The 17,845-nt window shown below is 40.1% G+C and carries 12 protein-coding genes, 1 tRNA gene and 2 pseudogenes; 4 read left to right on the plus strand and 11 right to left on the minus strand.

Features of this window, described 5'->3' with window-relative positions; genetic code table 11:
- Positions 1-168: 168 nt before the first annotated feature.
- The 6 genes from ACOV1Q_RS00225 to ACOV1Q_RS00250 all read right to left on the minus strand — a co-directional run bounded on the left by ACOV1Q_RS00225 (position 169) and on the right by ACOV1Q_RS00250 (position 8,303).
- A complete protein-coding gene (locus ACOV1Q_RS00225) occupies positions 169-1,953 on the minus strand; it encodes a class I mannose-6-phosphate isomerase (RefSeq protein WP_424492421.1) in 1,785 nt (594 codons plus the stop codon).
- Between the two features lie 39 nt (positions 1,954-1,992).
- Positions 1,993-4,347, minus strand: coding sequence for a GH92 family glycosyl hydrolase (locus tag ACOV1Q_RS00230; RefSeq protein ID WP_424492422.1), 2,355 nt, complete (start codon positions 4,345-4,347; stop codon positions 1,993-1,995).
- Positions 4,344-5,495 (minus strand): MFS transporter, encoded by a 1,152-nt coding sequence (locus ACOV1Q_RS00235; protein ID WP_424492423.1) that lies wholly within the window; start codon positions 5,493-5,495, stop codon positions 4,344-4,346. The genes ACOV1Q_RS00230 and ACOV1Q_RS00235 overlap by 4 nt, the downstream gene beginning before the upstream one ends.
- An 11-nt stretch (positions 5,496-5,506) precedes the next feature.
- Entirely contained in the window at positions 5,507-6,418 is a 912-nt protein-coding gene (locus tag ACOV1Q_RS00240; protein ID WP_424492424.1) for an ROK family protein, read from the minus strand.
- Entirely contained in the window at positions 6,415-7,137 is a 723-nt protein-coding gene (locus tag ACOV1Q_RS00245) for a GntR family transcriptional regulator (RefSeq protein WP_424492425.1), read from the minus strand. Before ACOV1Q_RS00245 ends, ACOV1Q_RS00240 begins: the two co-directional genes overlap by 4 nt.
- Before the next feature lie 497 nt (positions 7,138-7,634).
- Positions 7,635-8,303, minus strand: a complete 669-nt coding sequence (locus tag ACOV1Q_RS00250) for a hypothetical protein (RefSeq protein WP_424492426.1) — start codon at positions 8,301-8,303, stop codon at positions 7,635-7,637.
- 7 nt (positions 8,304-8,310) lie between these two features.
- Between ACOV1Q_RS00250 and ACOV1Q_RS00255 the strand changes: the two are divergent.
- A pseudogene (locus ACOV1Q_RS00255) lies at positions 8,311-8,526 on the plus strand (ISAon1 family transposase N-terminal region protein); the annotation flags it as partial.
- Positions 8,527-8,536: 10 nt separating this feature from the next.
- A pseudogene (locus ACOV1Q_RS00260) lies at positions 8,537-9,490 on the plus strand (ISAon1 family transposase).
- A 104-nt stretch (positions 9,491-9,594) separates the two neighbouring features.
- Here the strand turns inward: ACOV1Q_RS00260 and ACOV1Q_RS00265 are convergent.
- From ACOV1Q_RS00265 to ACOV1Q_RS00285, 5 genes are all read right to left on the minus strand, one after another.
- Positions 9,595-9,668: transfer RNA gene (locus ACOV1Q_RS00265), tRNA-Asp, on the minus strand.
- 86 nt (positions 9,669-9,754) lie between these two features.
- Positions 9,755-10,684 (minus strand): DUF58 domain-containing protein, encoded by a 930-nt coding sequence (locus tag ACOV1Q_RS00270; protein WP_424492427.1) that lies wholly within the window; start codon positions 10,682-10,684, stop codon positions 9,755-9,757.
- A gap of 146 nt (positions 10,685-10,830) precedes the next feature.
- Positions 10,831-11,187, minus strand: coding sequence for a thioredoxin (gene trxA / locus ACOV1Q_RS00275; protein ID WP_424493378.1), 357 nt, complete (start codon positions 11,185-11,187; stop codon positions 10,831-10,833).
- Positions 11,188-11,315: 128 nt separating this feature from the next.
- Positions 11,316-15,701, minus strand: coding sequence for a DNA polymerase III subunit alpha (dnaE, locus tag ACOV1Q_RS00280; RefSeq protein WP_424492428.1), 4,386 nt, complete (start codon positions 15,699-15,701; stop codon positions 11,316-11,318).
- A 223-nt stretch (positions 15,702-15,924) separates the two neighbouring features.
- Positions 15,925-16,374: a ferritin-like domain-containing protein gene (locus ACOV1Q_RS00285; protein WP_424492429.1), complete on the minus strand. Its 450-nt coding sequence runs from the start codon at positions 16,372-16,374 to the stop codon at positions 15,925-15,927.
- 272 nt (positions 16,375-16,646) lie between these two features.
- On the opposite strand from ACOV1Q_RS00285, the gene ACOV1Q_RS00290 reads away from it, so the two are divergent.
- Together ACOV1Q_RS00290 and rimM are read left to right on the plus strand one after the other, a co-directional pair.
- Positions 16,647-17,216 (plus strand): 30S ribosomal protein S16, encoded by a 570-nt coding sequence (locus tag ACOV1Q_RS00290; RefSeq protein WP_424492430.1) that lies wholly within the window; start codon positions 16,647-16,649, stop codon positions 17,214-17,216.
- Positions 17,217-17,234: 18 nt separating this feature from the next.
- Positions 17,235-17,759 (plus strand): ribosome maturation factor RimM, encoded by a 525-nt coding sequence (gene rimM / locus ACOV1Q_RS00295; protein ID WP_424492431.1) that lies wholly within the window; start codon positions 17,235-17,237, stop codon positions 17,757-17,759.
- The last annotated feature ends 86 nt before the right edge of the window (positions 17,760-17,845 follow it).

The following is a 17,845-nucleotide window of genomic DNA, read 5'->3' on the forward strand; positions in this document are numbered from 1 at the left end:
ATTATGACTTTAAGCGTTATTAGCCGTGCGGTTTAATAAAATGAAAAGAATACCAGCCTTAACTAAAAAATTAATTACTCTGCACTTCTTGGGAATTTTAATGATTTTTAACATCTGCCTCCTTTGCCTTAGGATCAATTTTATTTCCCTGTTTAGCACATGGAATTTTTATTTCACAAAAGCTAAAATCACTTTGACTGGTCTTTCTGAACTATTTTTCAAGGAATATTCTTTGACTTGAGCCGGTACGAGAAATGTTTCGGCATAATGGTACACCACAGATTTACTTCCAGAGATAACTTCAATGCTTTTTCCTTCAACTACGTTTAATACATGAGCCTTCCCTGAAGTATTAATTGTCACAGATGTATAGACCGTATACCTATTCACATCATACAAATGCTCTTTATGAGTAGGAAGGTGCTCTAAAATCCAGTTTTCATTAGCCTCCACTTCTAAAGGCCTTGAAATGAGTTCTTCTTCTACAGTGGTTCCCGCTCGTTCGAAAACAAGATTCGCCATACCTCGTTCGATATTTAAAGGTCTTGGCTTTCCGTCTAGATCGAGCCTTTGCCAATCATACATTTTAAATGTGTAGATGTAGGGAGTCGAACTTATTTCAAGCACTAAATTGTTTTTTCCGGAACTATGGATTGTTCCGGGGGGAATAAGATATAATCCATGTTTTTGTGAATTAAATTTCTGAACGTATTGAGTAATTTCAATTTCTTTGCTCTCCTGAAAGCTGGTTTCTAATGCACGACGGAATTCTACCGGACTAATGTTCTCCTGGAAACCGAGGTATACATGTGCATCATCTTTTTTGTCCAGAATATAATATGTCTCCTCTTGTGTAATATTCTCTCCAAAATGCCTTTTCATATACTCTTTCTGAGGATGGCATTGAATACTCAGGTTTCCCCCTTCAACAGTATCAAGAAAGTCGAAGCGAATTGGAAACTCATATTTATAAACCTCAAAATCATTCCCAAGTATTTCCTTTCCTGCATGAAACATCAGGAAATCGAAAGAAAATTCCAGCATGTAGCCATTACTTTCTATAATAATTCCATTTTCGGGGACAATTAATTCAAAGGACCAGGCATAATTAACAACATCATCAGATAATCCTTTTATCTTATCTTTAATCCAATGTCCTCCCCAGGCTCCCGGTGAAAACCAGGGCCTAGCCCTCAGAGGCCCCTCGACTATTGTGTTTATACTTTCTCGCCAATCATTTCCCTTTATCCAGGTAATATTTTCGCTCCTCTGGCCGTCAACCAGAAAATCTATTTTGCCGGTTAGTTCCTTTTTATGATTATTAAGGACGGGCCAATCGACGAAATAAAATCTTTTATACATGCTTTGAGAGCTACACGCTTGGGTGGCGCCAAGATTGGTAATGGATCCGGCTCTTGACCTGAATTGAATCTCATTTTTGCTTAATTCGAAAAAAACCACTTCCCCATCAACAGGTACTAAGGCTGCACCTATGCCGTAGAAAATAATGGGCTCTGCAGAAGCCTTTTTAACAAGGGCTACCAAGGCTTCTTTCTTAAAGAAATCAATTAAATGAAGATCACAAAGCTTTCCAAAAACAGGGTCGTCACCTCCGAGAAAAGGAGCAATTAATTCCTCAATTTTTTGCTCGTCTTTTAAAGCTGATTCTACATTGATCCAAACCGGTTCAATACCTTTTTTTTTAAAGGCAGTGTTCAGCTCTTCTTTAATATCCAGAAATCTCACCCCAACATAGCCATCAATCCTGATTGTTCTGGACGAAACTAATATTTCCGCCAAAGAATCATACCCATAATTAATTTGATCCATCCCAATCTCATGAGTTGGATAAATGTTATATTCGCTTACTTCACTCCCCTTTTTGACTGGAAATTCAAATTGTGTTGTTTTTCTTATCGGTCCTTTTAATTCCATCTTTTCTTCTAAATTCATTTAAAAAAGCTCATTTTATAAACTCCTAAACGTTAAAATTTAATTTCTATAAAGAGCAGGCTCAGGTTCTGATCCCATGGTAAATTCCAATACAGCGCCGTCTTTTAACACTGCCAGAGGGATTTCCTTTTTGGAATAGGGTACTCCGTTTAATGTTATTTCCTGTATATAATAATTATCAGGTTCATTGTTAATCGTTCTTATGATAAGGGTATTTCCTGCACCAACATCTACTTTTACTTCTTTAAAGAGAGGACTGCCAAACTGGAAACTGGGCTCGGTCTCTATTAATCCCTTTACATCAAATAGCCCTAAAGAAGACATCACATACCAAGCGCCCAACTGCCCCTGGTCTTCATCCTGCCCATATCCATATCCATGCACTTCCCCGGTTCCATAGAATTCGTTGCCTATTTCCCTTACCCATTTCTGGGTCAGCCATGGATGATCTGTATAATTAAAAAGCCAAGGAATATGAAGATTCGGCTGATTACCCTGGTTGTACAAATATTTTACACCTGCAAATGCATCTATTTCCTCTCCACCGAACTTGGTTTTTTCAGAAACCGTAAAAATGGAGTCTAATCGTTTTACAAACTTTTCTTCACCCATAGTAGATACCAATTCCTTAGGTGTATGTGGGACATAGAAGGTGTACTGCCACGCATTTCCTTCCTGAAATCCGACCCAGGGAGCAAAAGGATCAAAATCTGCCAGGAATTCTCCCGATGATGTTCTTGGTCTCACGAAATCTATAGACGCATCGTAGAGATTTTTCCAGTTGCGTGATAATTCCATTAATTCCTGATATTCTTTCTCCTTGCCAAGAGCCTTGGCAAATTGAGCCACCGCGTAACTGCTGTAACTATATTCTAAAGTATGTGACACAGAAAAAGCAGACCCCTCGGGATTAGTATCCCAACCAGGTGTGTAATCTATATATCCCTGTTCCACGAACTGGCCCAGGTCTGTTTTTCCTGCTCCTAGATTGCGATTGAGATGTTTCACTTCGTTCTCATAAGCTGCTTTAAAAGCAAGTTCTACATCATAATCGCGAATGCCACTTTGATATGCTGAAGCGATGATCAAGCCCACAAAATTGGTTCCTACTCCGGAAACGAATTTCGAATTGGCCAAACCATCCCCCAACCATCCGGAATTTTTATACACTGCTAAATGTGACTGCACAAAATCATTATAATACTCCGGCCACGCCAGGGTCCAGAGCTGCGTCAGGTTCCAGTAGGCGCCCCAAACAGAATCTGTATTATAGAATGTGAATTCAGGCTGTCCATTTTCATCTAAGGGTATTTGACCGACTGAACCATCATTTTCAGGAAATTCTCCATTTACATCATTTGCCAGTCCTCTTCCCAGGATGGCATGATACAGGCCTGTATAAAATTTCGTCTTATTTACTTCTGAAGTATCTGTTACCTTTAATTTACTCAATTCCTCAAACCAGACTTGTTCCGCAGCCAATCTTGCTTCCTCAAAAGAAAGGTCACGGGCTTCAATTTCTAAGTTTAATTTTGCATTTTCAACAGAAGTGTATGAAAAACCTGCTTTTATGGTAATTTCTTCTTCTGGAGCCGTATCAAAATTCAGGTAAAGACCCGCTCCTATTCCGGCAGCACTGGTGGTATTGGGAAAAACCTCTTCACCTTTAAATGTGCCGGTCTCCCTTGGCTCCTTGTCTACCACGCCATAAAAATACATCCTTATTTCTCCTTCAGGCTGATACTTTTTAACGTATTCAGGATAGGTAATCACCCATCCTTCAACCGTATGATTCTCTTCATTATAAGTCACCGAGGCATCCTTTACCTTCCCGCTTTCACCCAACTGATTTCCTATGTCTAAAATGATATGAGCTTCCTTGGATTCTGGAAATGTATACTTCTGAAAACCCACCCTTTTAGTGGCAGTAAGTTCAGCTGTAGTATTGTAATCTTTTAATTTCACCTTATAATATCCAGGTGTTGCCACTTCGTCTTCTTTATCAAATCGAGACCTGTATCCCAAATCTGGATTTTCCAAAGTTCCCGGTGTGGTTTGTAATTCTCCCGTAGTGGCGGCAAAAAGAAATCCGCCGATTTGAAATTCATGGAGATTGGCAAATCCTTCAAGACTGGTGTGTCTTCCGTCATAACCGACAGCTTCCCACCCATTTTCGTTTCCATAACTGCCGTTTGTTGAAGGACCCAGTTTTGCCATTCCAAAGGGTACTGCAGCCGGAGTGTAAAAAAACCATCTGCTATGCGCAGTTCCTATGTTGGGATCAACATACCCCAGTAAATCTTTAGTGATTACGGCCTCTTTTTCAGAAGTCACAGGGTTCATACAGGAGACTGACAGAGCTAAAACTGAAAGGCTAATAAGTAACTTGTTCATTTTTGACTTAATTTTTTAAATAAATAATAGGAGAAAAATACATAAGTCGCACAAAGGAGAAGTATCCCAAAGCTCATTGTAATCCCTGCACTTTTGTGCACGAAACCCATCACCGGGGGAATAACAGCACCACCAACAATTGCCATGATCATTAATCCGGAAATTTCACTGGACCGTTTCGGAATGCGGCTTATGGTGAGAGAAAAAATGAGCGGGAACAGGTTTCCGGAACTTAAACCGATTAAAAAAATGGCAGTTAAAGCCAGCGTTCCGGTAGGGGCAAGAATTAAACATAAAAGAAAAAAAACCGTCAATAATGATGACCAAAAAAGGAACTTTTCATTGCTAATCCTGGTCAATAATACTGCTCCGGCAAATCGGCTTATCATTAAAGCTAAAAAGTAAAGGCTTATTCCCAAAGATGCTTCTTCTAGCGGGATACTGAATTTCTGAACTAATAAATTTTGAATATTTGTGATCATACCTACATCCAGGCCTACAAGGAGAAAAATGGTAAGCACCATCGAGAGAACCAGAGGATTCTTCAGCAACCGAAGCGAAGTCTTGAAAGAGGCTTTTACATCTGACCGGTTTTCCTGAATAGGTGTAAAGGCAAGCCAAAGTCCAGAAATGATAGAGAAAAATCCATATACCAGAAAAACGTACAACCAATCACCGAAATAAGACACCGCTATTGTCACAATCACAGGACCCAATAATGAACTTAGAGATTTTATGAATTGAGAAAGGCTCATAAAACTGGAAAATTTTTCTTCACTCACCGTGTCCTGTAAAAGTGGATTAGAAGAAACCTGAATTATTGTGTTTCCTATTCCAAGAATGACAAAAGAAAGTAATAACGTGAGGTAAGAATAATAAATGAATGGCACAAACATTCCTAAGGCCGTGCAGAAAATACCAATGGTAAGAACCTTTCTTTTTCCGTAATTGTTCTGAAAGATTCCGACGGGAATAGAAAGAATAAAAAACCAAACGAAGACCATGGAAGGTATTAATTGCGCAAGCTCTGGGGACAGATCGAAATCGCGCTGTGCATAACCTACCGAAACACCTACAATATCTACAAAACCCATCACTATATAACAAAGAAGTACAGGAAGAATAAAATTTAAGTTCGTTTTATTCATGGCCTTTTCTTTTACATTGATTTTAGAGTAGGAATTAATGATGTGTAAAAATCATCTTCTAACAGAAGACTACTCCCTATTACCGCTGCCTCCTCTCCAAAATTCGAAATATATATTCTGGTATGCTTCACCTGCGCCATCAAACCCGGCATAAAATATTTTTTAGCTTTTGAAATGTTCCCTCCTATCACCAGCATTTCCGCTTCAAATTCCTGTAGGTAAGGCGCAAGAAATTTCCCTAGTTCTACTCCAAACCATTGAAAAGTTTCTGCAGCCTTTGTGTCATAAGCTGCTGTATCAGCTAATTCTTTTACACTGTTAACTGTTTTACCTGCAAGCTCATAATAATGTTTTTGAATGCCACGTGTAGAAAATACATCATCAGCATTTTTACCATGGTATACCTGGTTGTACAAAAAACCTCCTTTAGGAACCTTCGCATGGTCCAGAAGTGGCAGGCCTTTATGGAGGAAGCAGGAGCCTAAACCTGTCCCCAGAGTTATAGCGACTACTTTTTTCACTTCAGAAGCCGGGCCCATGGCAGTTTCAGCAATAGAAAATGCAGCTGCATCATTAATAAAACGAATCTTAGAAGCTGGTATATTTAATTTTTCAGCTAATTCCTCCCGAACATTTACTTCGTATAGCGCCTCCAGTTTTTCCACTCCAGAAATCATACTTATTCCTTCAAAATATTTGAAGGGTCCAGGAATAGCTATTCCCACTCCTACAATTTCCTGCCCTGACAGTTCAATTGATTTCTTAATAGTTTCAACCCACTGCCGAATAATGACATTTTTTGAAGCCATTGTGTCCACCGGCCTGTATACCCAGGTGTTCCTCTGCAATATTTTGTTCCTATGTTCAAACATACAGGATGCTACATGGCTTCCTCCAATATCTACACCTACGCTATACATCATCGTCTAATTTCAATCGAATAGGTAAACCTGTCATTCCGGTAATAACCGATATTATATTCTATTGGGCGATTCCCTGGGTCAGAAACAAACCTTTCCCGAATTAATATAGGGTCCTGCTTTTTTATCCTTAGAACTTCTGCATATTCATTGGCCTTTCCTGCTTTAATATTTTCTTTTGAAACAGCAGGCACAGTATGATAATCCTGTTCCAGTATCTCATACAAAGGTCTTTGAAAATCTTCCTCACCGGTTAACCCGAGACGAGGCTGAAAAAAGCTTTGAAAATATACCAGGGGCTCATCGCTCCCTTTTAGTCTGGATAATCGCAATATTTTATTATCTGTTGAAACATTCAGAAATTTTGCAATATGTTCATCAGGATACACCCATTTTACGTCTAAGGAGAAATTCTTAAATGGAATTCCTTTGGAGTTCATTTCCTGAGTGAAACTATGCCATTCATTTAAGTTGGTGGAGATCACCTTTTTTGAAACCTTTGTCCCGACCCCTTTCTTCCGAATAATTAATCCTTCATTCTGCAGTTTATTAGCAGCTTGCCTAATGGTATTTCTGGAAACCCCCAGCAACTTTGAAAGCTCTAATTCTTTGGGAAGAAAAGCTCCATTTTGAAATTCCGGAAGTTCAACTAAATTCCGCAGAAGATGCTCAACTTGTATATGTAAAGGCACAGGGCTCTGATGATCAACTTTTAATTTCAACTAAGATTTCTTAAATACTATGTTAGTATGTTCAAACAAAGTACTAATATAAATAATTTTTGTTAATTATCCCGAACGTGGTAATTTTTTCAAGGTTTCATGTGCGATCAAAAGAGCCTTTCTTGCGGACTTAAGGCTTCTCGCCTGGAGATAAACAATTATTGCCAGGATCAAAACAAATATGAGAAGGAAAGAAACTATTAGCGTCTGCCGCTACAGCCGCTCTCTTTGTTCCTCGATTCTGGTAATTATTTTTTCTTCATTGCACCTACCTGAATCCTACGATACTGCACTCCATAACAAGCTGCGTCTTCGTTCATCTTTTGAATAAATGTTGAATGTCTCTCAAATCATCTCTCTCAAAAAGAAGTTCAGATACCGAATGTTCGTCTATGTTTCCTTGGTTGAAGTTCAATGTCCCGGAGAGAAGCCCTGGCAAAATATTCTATGGCTTCTTCCCTGTTTCCGACGCGGTCATTGATATCTCCAAGGAAATACTACACCAAAGCCTGTTCCCGTGGCTGCAAATTCTGTTCAAGTAGATCAGAAAACATCTCGAGGGCCTCTTCCTCCTTTCCCTCGTTTAAAGTTATAAAAGCTGCCAGAAAGGAATGAAAGAAAGTTCCCTCTTCCGTATAGCTCAGGGCTCTTTCTCTGTAGATTTTGACTTTTTCCGCATACTGCACCGAAAAATGCGAGAGATTACTGTACTCTGCCATCTCACTGTACACTCTTCCCAAAAGTCCGTAATAAAGGGATTTCAGATGTTCAGGAATTTCATCGGGATCTATGGATTCAAGCAGATCGAGTGTCTCCTTATACATTCCTGCCGATACACTTACATCGGCAAGGTTTAAAACAGCATCGGCTATTAATGGTATACTGTCCAGCTGCTCAGCCAGTCTTCGTGTTCTAATTCCATAGGCGTAAGCAGAATCCTGATGAAAGACTTTGTACTCCTGCAGTAGTTCTCTGTTCAGCTCAAACCTTGAAAAGAGATCAGCTTCGCTTTTGCCCAGCTCCTGTCTTAGGCTATCTATCTGCTCTAATTTAGCTTCATCGTAAATGGAAGAATTTTCAACGGCAATCAGCAACTCCTCCAGAACCCTGCCCTTTTCCTGAGCCGAAGAGGGAGTAGCTACCAACAACAAAAGCGCAAGGATCACCTCGAAGGTATTGGCATCTAAAGGATTCCATAAAGAAGTGACTATTCAGGATTTTCCTTTACGAGGAAACACGGTTTATCTTCATGTTAAACGTCGTAGATGGATAGATAAAGATACAGGTCAACTAGTTCAAAGAGACTGGAACTTAGTAGCACAGGGAACTCGGATGACCACAGAGTTCGCTGCTTTTTTAAAAGAAATTAGTCGATACGAAGGCATCTGATTGCCATACCATCGAATCATTCTTTGCTGTCAATGGAAAGAAGTTACAGCGGCAGTATAAGGACCATCTGAGTGATTTTAAAGAGTGGAAGGAAAAGAAACATGCTAAGCGGTACCTGATTTTTCCTGAAAATATTGGCCCTCACCTCTCTCTTGATGAAACAGCTTTATCTCAGGGGGAACTCTACACCATCATCACCAATAAAAAAGCTAAAGGAAAGAAAGGTGCTTTAGTGGCCATTATAGCAGGAACAAAGGCTGAACCAATCGTTAAGCAGCTACTTAAGATCCCATCATCCCTGCGAAACAAGGTTCGGGAGATAAATCTGGATATGGCTTTTTCAATGAAGCATATCGCTTCTAAATGCTTCCCTAAAGCTATTCAGGTAACTGACAGGTTCCACGTCCAGAAGCTAGCTATAGATGCACTTCAGAATCAAAGAATCAAACACCGATGGGAAGCTATTGATAGAGAGAATGAACAACTACAAAAAGCTAAACAAACAGGAAAGAAATATATCCCTGAGTTGCTGTCAAATGGTGATTCTCATAAACAGCTACTTGCCAGAAGCACATATCTACTCTACAAAGCCACCTCCAAATGGACAAAAAAGCAAACAAAGCGTGCAGAGATCCTCTTCAAGGAATATCCCGATATTCATCAAGCTTACTCTTTGGTGAACAACCTAAGAAGTATATTCAATCAAACAAAGGACAAAGGTGTAGCCTTTACAAAGCTCGCGCACTGGTAAAGGGAAGTGGAGGAAACTGGTTTTAGAGCCTTTAACACTGTCGCCAACAGCATTAAACTCAACTATAGGTCCATGTTAAACTACTTCCAAAACAGAAGTACGAATGCCTCTGCAGAATCATTTAATGCAAAAATTAAGGCTTTTAGAAGTCAATTCAGAGGGGTGGAAAATGTAGAGTTCTTCCTCTTCAGATTAACCAGAATATTTGCCTAGTCCACAACATTTAGGAATGATCCGAAGTATAGGAGTTTCCACAATTTTGCAAAAATTTACCCATAAAAAAAGCCTCTCATTTCTGAAAGGCTTTTGCAACTTTGCGGTCTGGACGAGACTCGAACTCGCGACCCCCTGCGTGACAGGCAGGTATTCTAACCAACTGAACTACCAGACCGTTGCTTGATTGCGAGGGCAAATATACAGCTGTTTTTAGATTCCACAAATATATTTTTAAATAAATTTCAAAAGTTTTTTAAACTTCTAAATAAACTTTTGACGTTCAATCAAATACGTCGTCATAATTTTACTGAAATTTTCATTAACATCTGCTTCCACATACTTAATCCCATAACGAGCGCACCTTAGCCTGAGATCCTGAAAATATTCTGATACCGCACGATGATAGTTATCTCGAATATTTTCAGCATAAACATCTATTTTTTCCCCGGTTTCCACATCGGTAAATCGCCTGGGCGCATTGTCAAAATCAAAGAGGATTTCTCTATTTCTATCTACCGTATGAAAAAGGATCAATTCATGTTTATTATACTTTAAATGTCTTAAAGCTTCAAAAAGCTGTTTTTCCTCTACATCTGTCTGGAACATATCTGAAAATAAAAAAATAAGTGACCTCCTTTTTAATTTTTCAGCAATTTGATGAAGGTAGGCATAAGTTTCTGTCTTCTTAGTTTTCTTCGGCCTTACAACAGCATTAGAAAGAGCGTACAAAAGCATCTGGTGATGCCTGTCGCTTCCTTTCTCGGGCGCATAGTATTCGTATGAATTGCTGTATATACTTAATCCCACGGCATCCCGCTGCTTCTTGAAGATATTCATCAGGCAGGCCGACGCCAGTACCGAGAACCCAATCTTATTCAAAGAATCTATTCCGAAGTTTCTTATCTCCGGAAAATGCATGGAGGCCGAATTATCTAAAATGAGATGACAACGGAGATTTGTCTCCTCTTCATACCTCCTGGTGTACATCTTATCTGTCTTCGCGAAAAGTTTCCAGTCAATGTGCCTCGTACTCTCCCCAGGATTGTAGCTTCTATGTTCGGCAAATTCCGCAGAGAATCCATGGAAGGGACTTTTATGCTTTCCGGAAATAAAACCTTCCACCACCTGCCTTGCCAGCAGCTCAAGGTTTGTAAATCCATCTGCTTTATGTACTTCCTGCCGTAGATCCATAAGATACTGCTGTTACACCACTCAAAAATGGCATTTTGAGAGCAATTTAATTTATTTAAACCTAATTTTACCCAAAAAGAAAAAGGTTCGGCAATGAACCGAACCTTTTCTACTCTTCCGAAGCATTTCTTCGGAAAAATCATCTACTACAACAAAGCATCCAAAGCTTCGGCATAGGTATTTTTTGGAGCAACACCTACCTGACGTCCTACCACTTCTCCATTTTGGAAAATAAGAACAGTTGGAATGTTTCGCACTCCATACTTGGCAGCAAATTCCTGGTTCGCATCTACATCAAGTTTACCAACAACTGCTTTGCCATCATATTCTTTTCCTAAATCGTCAATGATGGGTCCTACCATTCTACAAGGGCCGCACCATGCTGCCCAAAAATCAACCATCACAGGTTTGTCACTCTTTAAAACTTTCTCTTCGAAAGTTGCATCAGTTATCTCTAAAGCCATAATTGTTCTTTTTTGTTCTTTTGTATATAATTGTAAAATTAGTCAAATATTTTTGCAATCCTTACAAACTACAGATTGGATTTGCCTATCTGCATATTGTCTGCCGCTATTTTTGACGAATCACAAGTTCTTCAGAAACTTCTTCATAAAGTCCCTTTTTTGGAATCCTAATTCAGCTTATAAAGCACCTGCTCCTCTTCCAGCGTGTCCAGCAATTCCTGGGAGATCTTCACTTTTTGCTTTCTACTTGGCATATGCAATTTCACCTGCTCCTTCATCTCATAAATCACAAAATTTAGAAGCTGGTCACCCTGGTGCATGCTAAAAATGTCTTTTAACGCCGTGATTTTTTCTTCCATAAGCTCATCTATATTTAGCTGAATAGTAAGCTTCTTCGCATAAATATCCATCACATCATGCAGCAGTTGAAAAGAGTTAAACTGAAGCCTAGGTTCTCCCTTTTTCCCGGTATCTTTATTCATCCAGCCCTCCTTAATAAAAGCTTTGATGTAGACAAAGTTATTTTCAATTAAGAAGTGTCTATATTTAAGATACTCCTCTCCAAACATCCTGAATTCATAAGAATCTGAATAATCTTCCACCGTAAAAGCAGCCCAGCCTTTTCCCATTTTTGAGGTGCGGTGCTGCACATCACTAATCACTCCACCAAAAGAAAGTTCCCGGTTCACATGCTTTTCAAGGTCTTTAAAGTCTGAGACTTTTCCTGTACAGAAATAATTCATTTCTATCTTGAAATCATCCAAGGGATGCCCTGAAATGTAAATTCCCACCACTTCTTTCTCCCGCTTCAATTTCTCCATGGTTCCCCACTCACCACACGGCGGAACTTCAGGTTCGGGGATTTGCACATCACTCGCATCTCCAAAAAGACTTACCTGCGCCGAGTTTTCATTCTCCTGAAATTTCGCAGCATATTTTATAGCTTTTTCTAAAAATGTAATTCCGTCGCCATCATCATGAAAGAACTGGGCGCGGTGTGAACTCCCTAAACTGTCAAAACCTCCCGCCAGTGCAAGGTTTTCAAATGCTTTTTTATTGGCAGCCCGTAGATCGATTCGCTTTGCTAAATCAAAAATGGACTTGTAATTTCCCTTTTTTCGGTTTTCAACAATGGTCGCAACCGCGCCCGCACCGACTCCTTTAATGGCGCCCATCCCAAACCTAACAGCATTGTCTTTATTTACCGAAAATTTATGGTAAGATTCGTTTACATCGGGTCCCAAAACATTCAGCTTCATACGCTTACATTCTTCCATAAAGAAGGTCACCTGCTTGATATCGTTCATATTATTGGAAAGCACTGCAGCCATATATTCGGCAGGATAGTGCGCTTTCAAATAAGCCGTCTGGTATGCGATCCAGGCGTAACAGGTAGAGTGCGATTTGTTGAAGGCATAGGCTGCAAAGGCTTCCCAGTCTTTCCATACTTTTTCAAGAATTTCCCGCGGATGACCTTTTGCTTCCCCACCGTCCAGGAATTTAGGTTTAAGCTGTTCCAGCAAGGCAAAAATCTTTTTCCCCATCGCCTTCCGAAGCACATCGGCTTCACCTTTTGTAAATCCTGCCAGCTTTTGAGAAAGCAACATCACCTGCTCCTGGTATACTGTAATTCCGTAGGTTTCCTGAAGATATTCCTCCATATCAGGTAAATCGTAGGCAATTTCTTCCTTCCCGTGTTTCCTGGCAATAAAGCTGGGAATGTATTCCATGGGCCCGGGACGGTAAAGCGCATTCATGGCAATAAGGTCATCAAAAACCGTGGGCTTCAGGTCTTTCATATGCTTTTGCATCCCGGGAGATTCATACTGGAAAATCCCTACTGTTTCTCCTCGCTGGAAGAGTTTGTAGGTTTCCTCATCATCTAGCGGAAAGCTATCGGGATCAAGATCAATTCCGTGGCGTCCTTTTACGATCTTCACCGTATCCTTAATTAAGGTGAGGGTTTTTAATCCCAGGAAATCCATTTTTAACAGTCCGGCGCTTTCAACAACCGAGTTATCGAACTGGGTCACATAAAGATCTGAATCTTTTGCAACCGAGACCGGAACAAAATTGGTAATATCACTTGGTGTAATGATCACTCCACAGGCATGTATTCCTGTATTTCGCACAGAACCTTCCAAAATTCTTGCCTGGTTCACAGTTTGCGCTTCCAGGTCATCTCCTTCGGAAATATTTAAAAGCTCATGAACTTTTTCAAGTTCTTCAGCTCTGAATTTCTTCTTCAGATCCTTTTCATCAACCCCAAAAATTTTGCCCAGCTTAGACATATTCGGGATCAATTTGGCTATCCTGTCTGAATCGCTCAGCGGAAGATCCAGCACGCGCGCGGTATCTCGAATAGCCGATTTCGCCGCCATCGTTCCATAGGTGATGATCTGCGCCACCTGGTTGGCTCCATATTTCTGGATCACGTAGTCCATCACACGGCTGCGACCTTCGTCATCAAAATCAATATCAATATCGGGCATGCTCACCCTGTCCGGATTCAGGAAGCGCTCAAAAAGCAGATCGTACTTAATCGGGTCAATATTGGTAATCCCGAGACAATAGGCAACAGCACTTCCTGCAGCCGAACCCCTTCCAGGTCCTACCGATACATCCATATTCCTCGCCTCCCGAATAAAATCTTCTACAATAAGAAAATAACCCGGATATCCCGTATTTTCAATGACAGAAAGCTCAAAATCCAGCCGCTCCTTTATGGATGGCGTAATCTCACCGTAACGTTCTTTTGCTCCAACGTAGGTAATATGCTTCAGGTATGCATTTTCACCTCGCTTTCCACCATCTACTTTGTCCTCTTCCACAAGAAATTCTTCCGGAATGGTAAATGCCGGCAATAATACATCACGCGCCAGTTCATAAGGTTCAATTTTATCCACGATCTCCTGGACATTAGAAATAGCCTGTGGCAAATCTTTGAATAGAGACTTCATTTCATCACCAGATTTGAAGTAATATTCGTTGTTTGGAAGCCCATAACGATAACCACGGCCACGGCCAATAGGGGTAGACTGTTTTTCACCGTCTTTTACGCAAAGTAAAATATCATGAGCATTGGCATCTTCCTGTGCACAATAATAGGTGTTGTTTGTCGCCACCAGCTTCACATCGTGTTTCTCTGCAAACTGCACCAGCACCGCATTTACCCGGTCTTCGTCTTCCTGGTTGTGCCGCATGAGTTCAATGTAAAGATCTTCCCCAAATTGCTCTTTCCACCATAAAAGGGCTTCTTCGGCCTGGTTTTCACCAACATTCAGGATCTTGCCGGGAACTTCACCGTACAGGTTTCCGGTAAGGACAATGATATCTTCTTTATATTGTTTAATGACTTCTTTATCTATTCGAGGCACATAATAGAATCCATCGGTATAGGCAATGGAAGACATTTTCGCCAGGTTGTGATAACCCTTCTTATTTTTAGCCAGGAGCACCACCTGGTAACCATTATCTTTTCTTGATTTATCTTTATGATTTTCACATACAAAGAATTCACAACCAATAATTGCTTTAAGCTCCTTCCCTTCCGCGGGTTCATTATTAGCGGCGGCAGCTTCGTTCTTTGCTTTTATTCCTTTGTTATACGCTCCCACTTCCTTTACGAAATGAAAGGCGCCCATCATATTAGCATGATCTGTAAGAGCGACAGCCGGCATATTATTGCCAGCTGCAGAATTCACTAAATCTTTGATGCTAATGGTGGACTGCAGAATTGAGAATTGGCTGTGATTATGAAGATGAGCAAACTGAACCTCATCAAGCATTTCCAGGTTTTCTTCTATTTCTTCGGAAGAAATTTCTGCTCCACCCTGCTCCTTTTTAAGCTTCTTCCTTATTTCATCGGAAGCCTTTTTCAGGTTGATATGCTTTAACCCGATGAGCTGAATTGGTTGCGGATTTGCTTCTGAAAAGTTTCTAAAGTAATCTGGAGAAACATCCAGTTCTTCCGCGGTAAAGCTCTCTTTTCTGATCAATTCTAGGAAGCAACGGGTGGTAGCCTCCACATCGGCAGTTGCATTGTGAGCTTCAGCAAAAGGTTCATTGAACAGGAATTCGTGTAATTCAGTTAAAGTTGGAAGTTTAAATTTTCCCCCACGCCCTCCGGGAATACAACAAAGTTGTGCAGTATTTTCGGTACAGGTATCCAGTACCTGTAGTTCCTGAAGGGTATTTTCCATTTGTTCCCGATAGAATTCCGCTCCCATAATATTGACATCAAAACCTACATTTTGACCTACCACAAATTTCGACCTGGAAAGGGCTTTTTGGAACTTCTCTAAAACCTCCTTTAAAGGTGCGCCCTGTTGTTGCGCCAGTTCTGTAGAAATCCCATGAACCTGCTCGGCATCATAAGGTATATTGAAACCTTCAGGCTGGACCAGATAATCCTGGTTTTCCACAAGGTTTCCCATTTCATCATGGATTTGCCAGGCTATTTGAATACATCTGGGCCAATTGTCAGAATCGGTCAGGGGTGCATCCCATCGTTTGGGCAATCCGGTGGTTTCGGTATCAAATATAAGGTACATGCTACAGGAGTTTTATAGTATTCCTTCTGAAAATGAGGTTTTAAGAAGAAATTATTGGAGCAAAAATTCAGCCATAAAATTAAGGATAAAAAAAGTGCATCCTCAAGAAAGTTTTGAGGTTTTATCAACGTCTTTTCAAATTCCAAAAACAAAGCTTAATTCCATAAAAAAACCCGGAAAATTAAATTTCCGGGTCTCCCTGCTAACTAACTAAACCAAATCCCTATGAAAACGATTCTTCAAGAGATTTTGCATTTTCAATGGTTTGCTGTATCGCATTGCGCTGCTTTAAGAGAAGATTCTTTGTACTTGGTGGAAAGTCAATCTTCTCAATTACTTCATTGTAATTTTCAACCGCAAGCTTCTCACCCCTAATCACTTCCTCCAGTACAGCTTCCTCGTTGTTGCCGCTCAAAGCAGACTTTAAATTCATCCAGGTCCTGTGGGCATCGGCTTTAATACTGGAGCCTTTATCGGGTGCTTCTCCAAAATTTCTAATCTCCGTTTTCAATTCATGACCAAAATCATAACGCTCTGCTGCCTTTTCCTCAAAAAAGCCTTTTAACCGCGAATTTTGAACGTCCTCTGCCGCATTTCTAAATCCCTTTTCGGAGTCATAGTTCTTTTCCAGCAGTTCATTAAGCTTGTCTGCCATTTCTTCTGAATACTTCATACTTCCTCATCATTTTTCATTTACAATTTTTCAAAACGCTTTTGCGCCTGGATAAAGATAAGGATTAATCATAATGTCATTGCAGGATTTAACATGCTTTAGCACTACTTCACGGGTTTTCACAAGGAGCCAGACACCCATCCTAATCCTCAGAATATCAAGGATTATAAAGGAATTATTTTTTTCACATTCCTGTAATCGCGAAACAAAAATAATAGTATCTTTGCATCCTCATTAATAATCGGGGTCGGGAACCCCACAAATTAATTTTTATGCCTGTAAAAATAAGATTACAAAGACACGGTAAAAAAGGGAAGCCTTTTTTCTGGATCATTGCCGCAGACTCGCGGACAAGAAGAGATGGTAAGTTTCTTGAAAAATTAGGAATTTACAATCCAAACACCAATCCTGCAACAATCGAATTGGATGTTGACAGTTCTGTAAAATGGTTACAGAATGGAGCACAACCAACAGATACTGCAAGAGCTATCCTTTCTTACAAAGGAGTCTTACTTAAGAACCACCTTGCAGGTGGAGTTAGAAAAGGCGCTTTAACCGAAGAACAAGCAGAAGAGAAATTCAATGCATGGCTTCAGGAGAAAGAAGGTAAAGTAGATGCTAAAAAGGAAACTTTAAGCAAAGAGCAACAAGAAGCCAAAGATAAGGCGCTTGAAGCTGAAAGAGAAGTAAATGCAAAACGTGAAGCTGAAGCTGCCGCTGCTGCACAACCTGAAGTTGAAGAAACAACTGAAGATCAGGAAGCTGCTGCTGCCAATGAGGTAGACGACGCAACTGCTGAAGAAGCAAAAACAGACGAAAAGCAAGAACAAGCAGGATCATAACGTTCTAACTAGCGAACAATGACAAAAGAAGAATGTTTCTATCTTGGCAGGATCGTTAGTAAATTCAGTTTTAAAGGAGAGGTATTGATCAAACTCGATACCGATGAACCTGAAAGTTATTTAGAAATGGAATCAGTTTTTGTCAATTATGACAATAATCTGGTTCCATTTTTTATTGAAAAAAGTTCACTTCAAAAAAGTAACCTGCTTAGGGTGAAATTTGAAGATGTGGAAAGCGAAGAAGATGCCGAAGATCTATTGAAGTGTGATATTTATCTTCCGCTTGCCCTTCTTCCAAAGCTTAACGAAGATCAATTTTACTTCCATGAAGTGATTGGCTTCACTGTGGAAGATATCAATTATGGCACAGTGGGTATTCTCACGGGAATTAACGACACTACGTCACAGGCGCTTTTCGAAATAGAAAAGAATGGAAAACAAATACTCATCCCAATGAATGATGAGTTCCTTCATAAAATGGATAAAGAAAACAAAACAGTTTTTGTCAAGACACCTGAAGGCTTGATCGACCTCTACTTGTAGATCAAATTCCAGAAAATTAATTTCCAATCTGCACTTTATTTCAAGGAATTTCAAAAAGAAAATTCAAACTTTGAAATCGAAACCAT

The organism is Salinimicrobium maris, assembly GCF_049680855.1.
In the GTDB taxonomy this organism is placed as follows: Bacteria; Bacteroidota; Bacteroidia; order Flavobacteriales; family Flavobacteriaceae; genus Salinimicrobium.

Coding starts and splice junctions, on each gene's coding strand:
- ACOV1Q_RS00290 (WP_424492430.1), top strand. CDS start 16,647: ATGCCTGTAAAAATAAGATTACAAAGACACGGTAAAAAAGGGAAGCCT.
- ACOV1Q_RS00270 (WP_424492427.1), bottom strand. CDS start 10,684: ATGGATCTACGGCAGGAAGTACATAAAGCAGATGGATTTACAAACCTT.
- ACOV1Q_RS00225 (WP_424492421.1), bottom strand. CDS start 1,953: ATGAATTTAGAAGAAAAGATGGAATTAAAAGGACCGATAAGAAAAACA.
- rimM (WP_424492431.1), top strand. CDS start 17,235: ATGACAAAAGAAGAATGTTTCTATCTTGGCAGGATCGTTAGTAAATTC.
- ACOV1Q_RS00235 (WP_424492423.1), bottom strand. CDS start 5,495: ATGAATAAAACGAACTTAAATTTTATTCTTCCTGTACTTCTTTGTTAT.
- ACOV1Q_RS00230 (WP_424492422.1), bottom strand. CDS start 4,347: ATGAACAAGTTACTTATTAGCCTTTCAGTTTTAGCTCTGTCAGTCTCC.
- dnaE (WP_424492428.1), bottom strand. CDS start 15,701: ATGTACCTTATATTTGATACCGAAACCACCGGATTGCCCAAACGATGG.
- ACOV1Q_RS00285 (WP_424492429.1), bottom strand. CDS start 16,374: ATGAAGTATTCAGAAGAAATGGCAGACAAGCTTAATGAACTGCTGGAA.
- ACOV1Q_RS00240 (WP_424492424.1), bottom strand. CDS start 6,418: ATGATGTATAGCGTAGGTGTAGATATTGGAGGAAGCCATGTAGCATCC.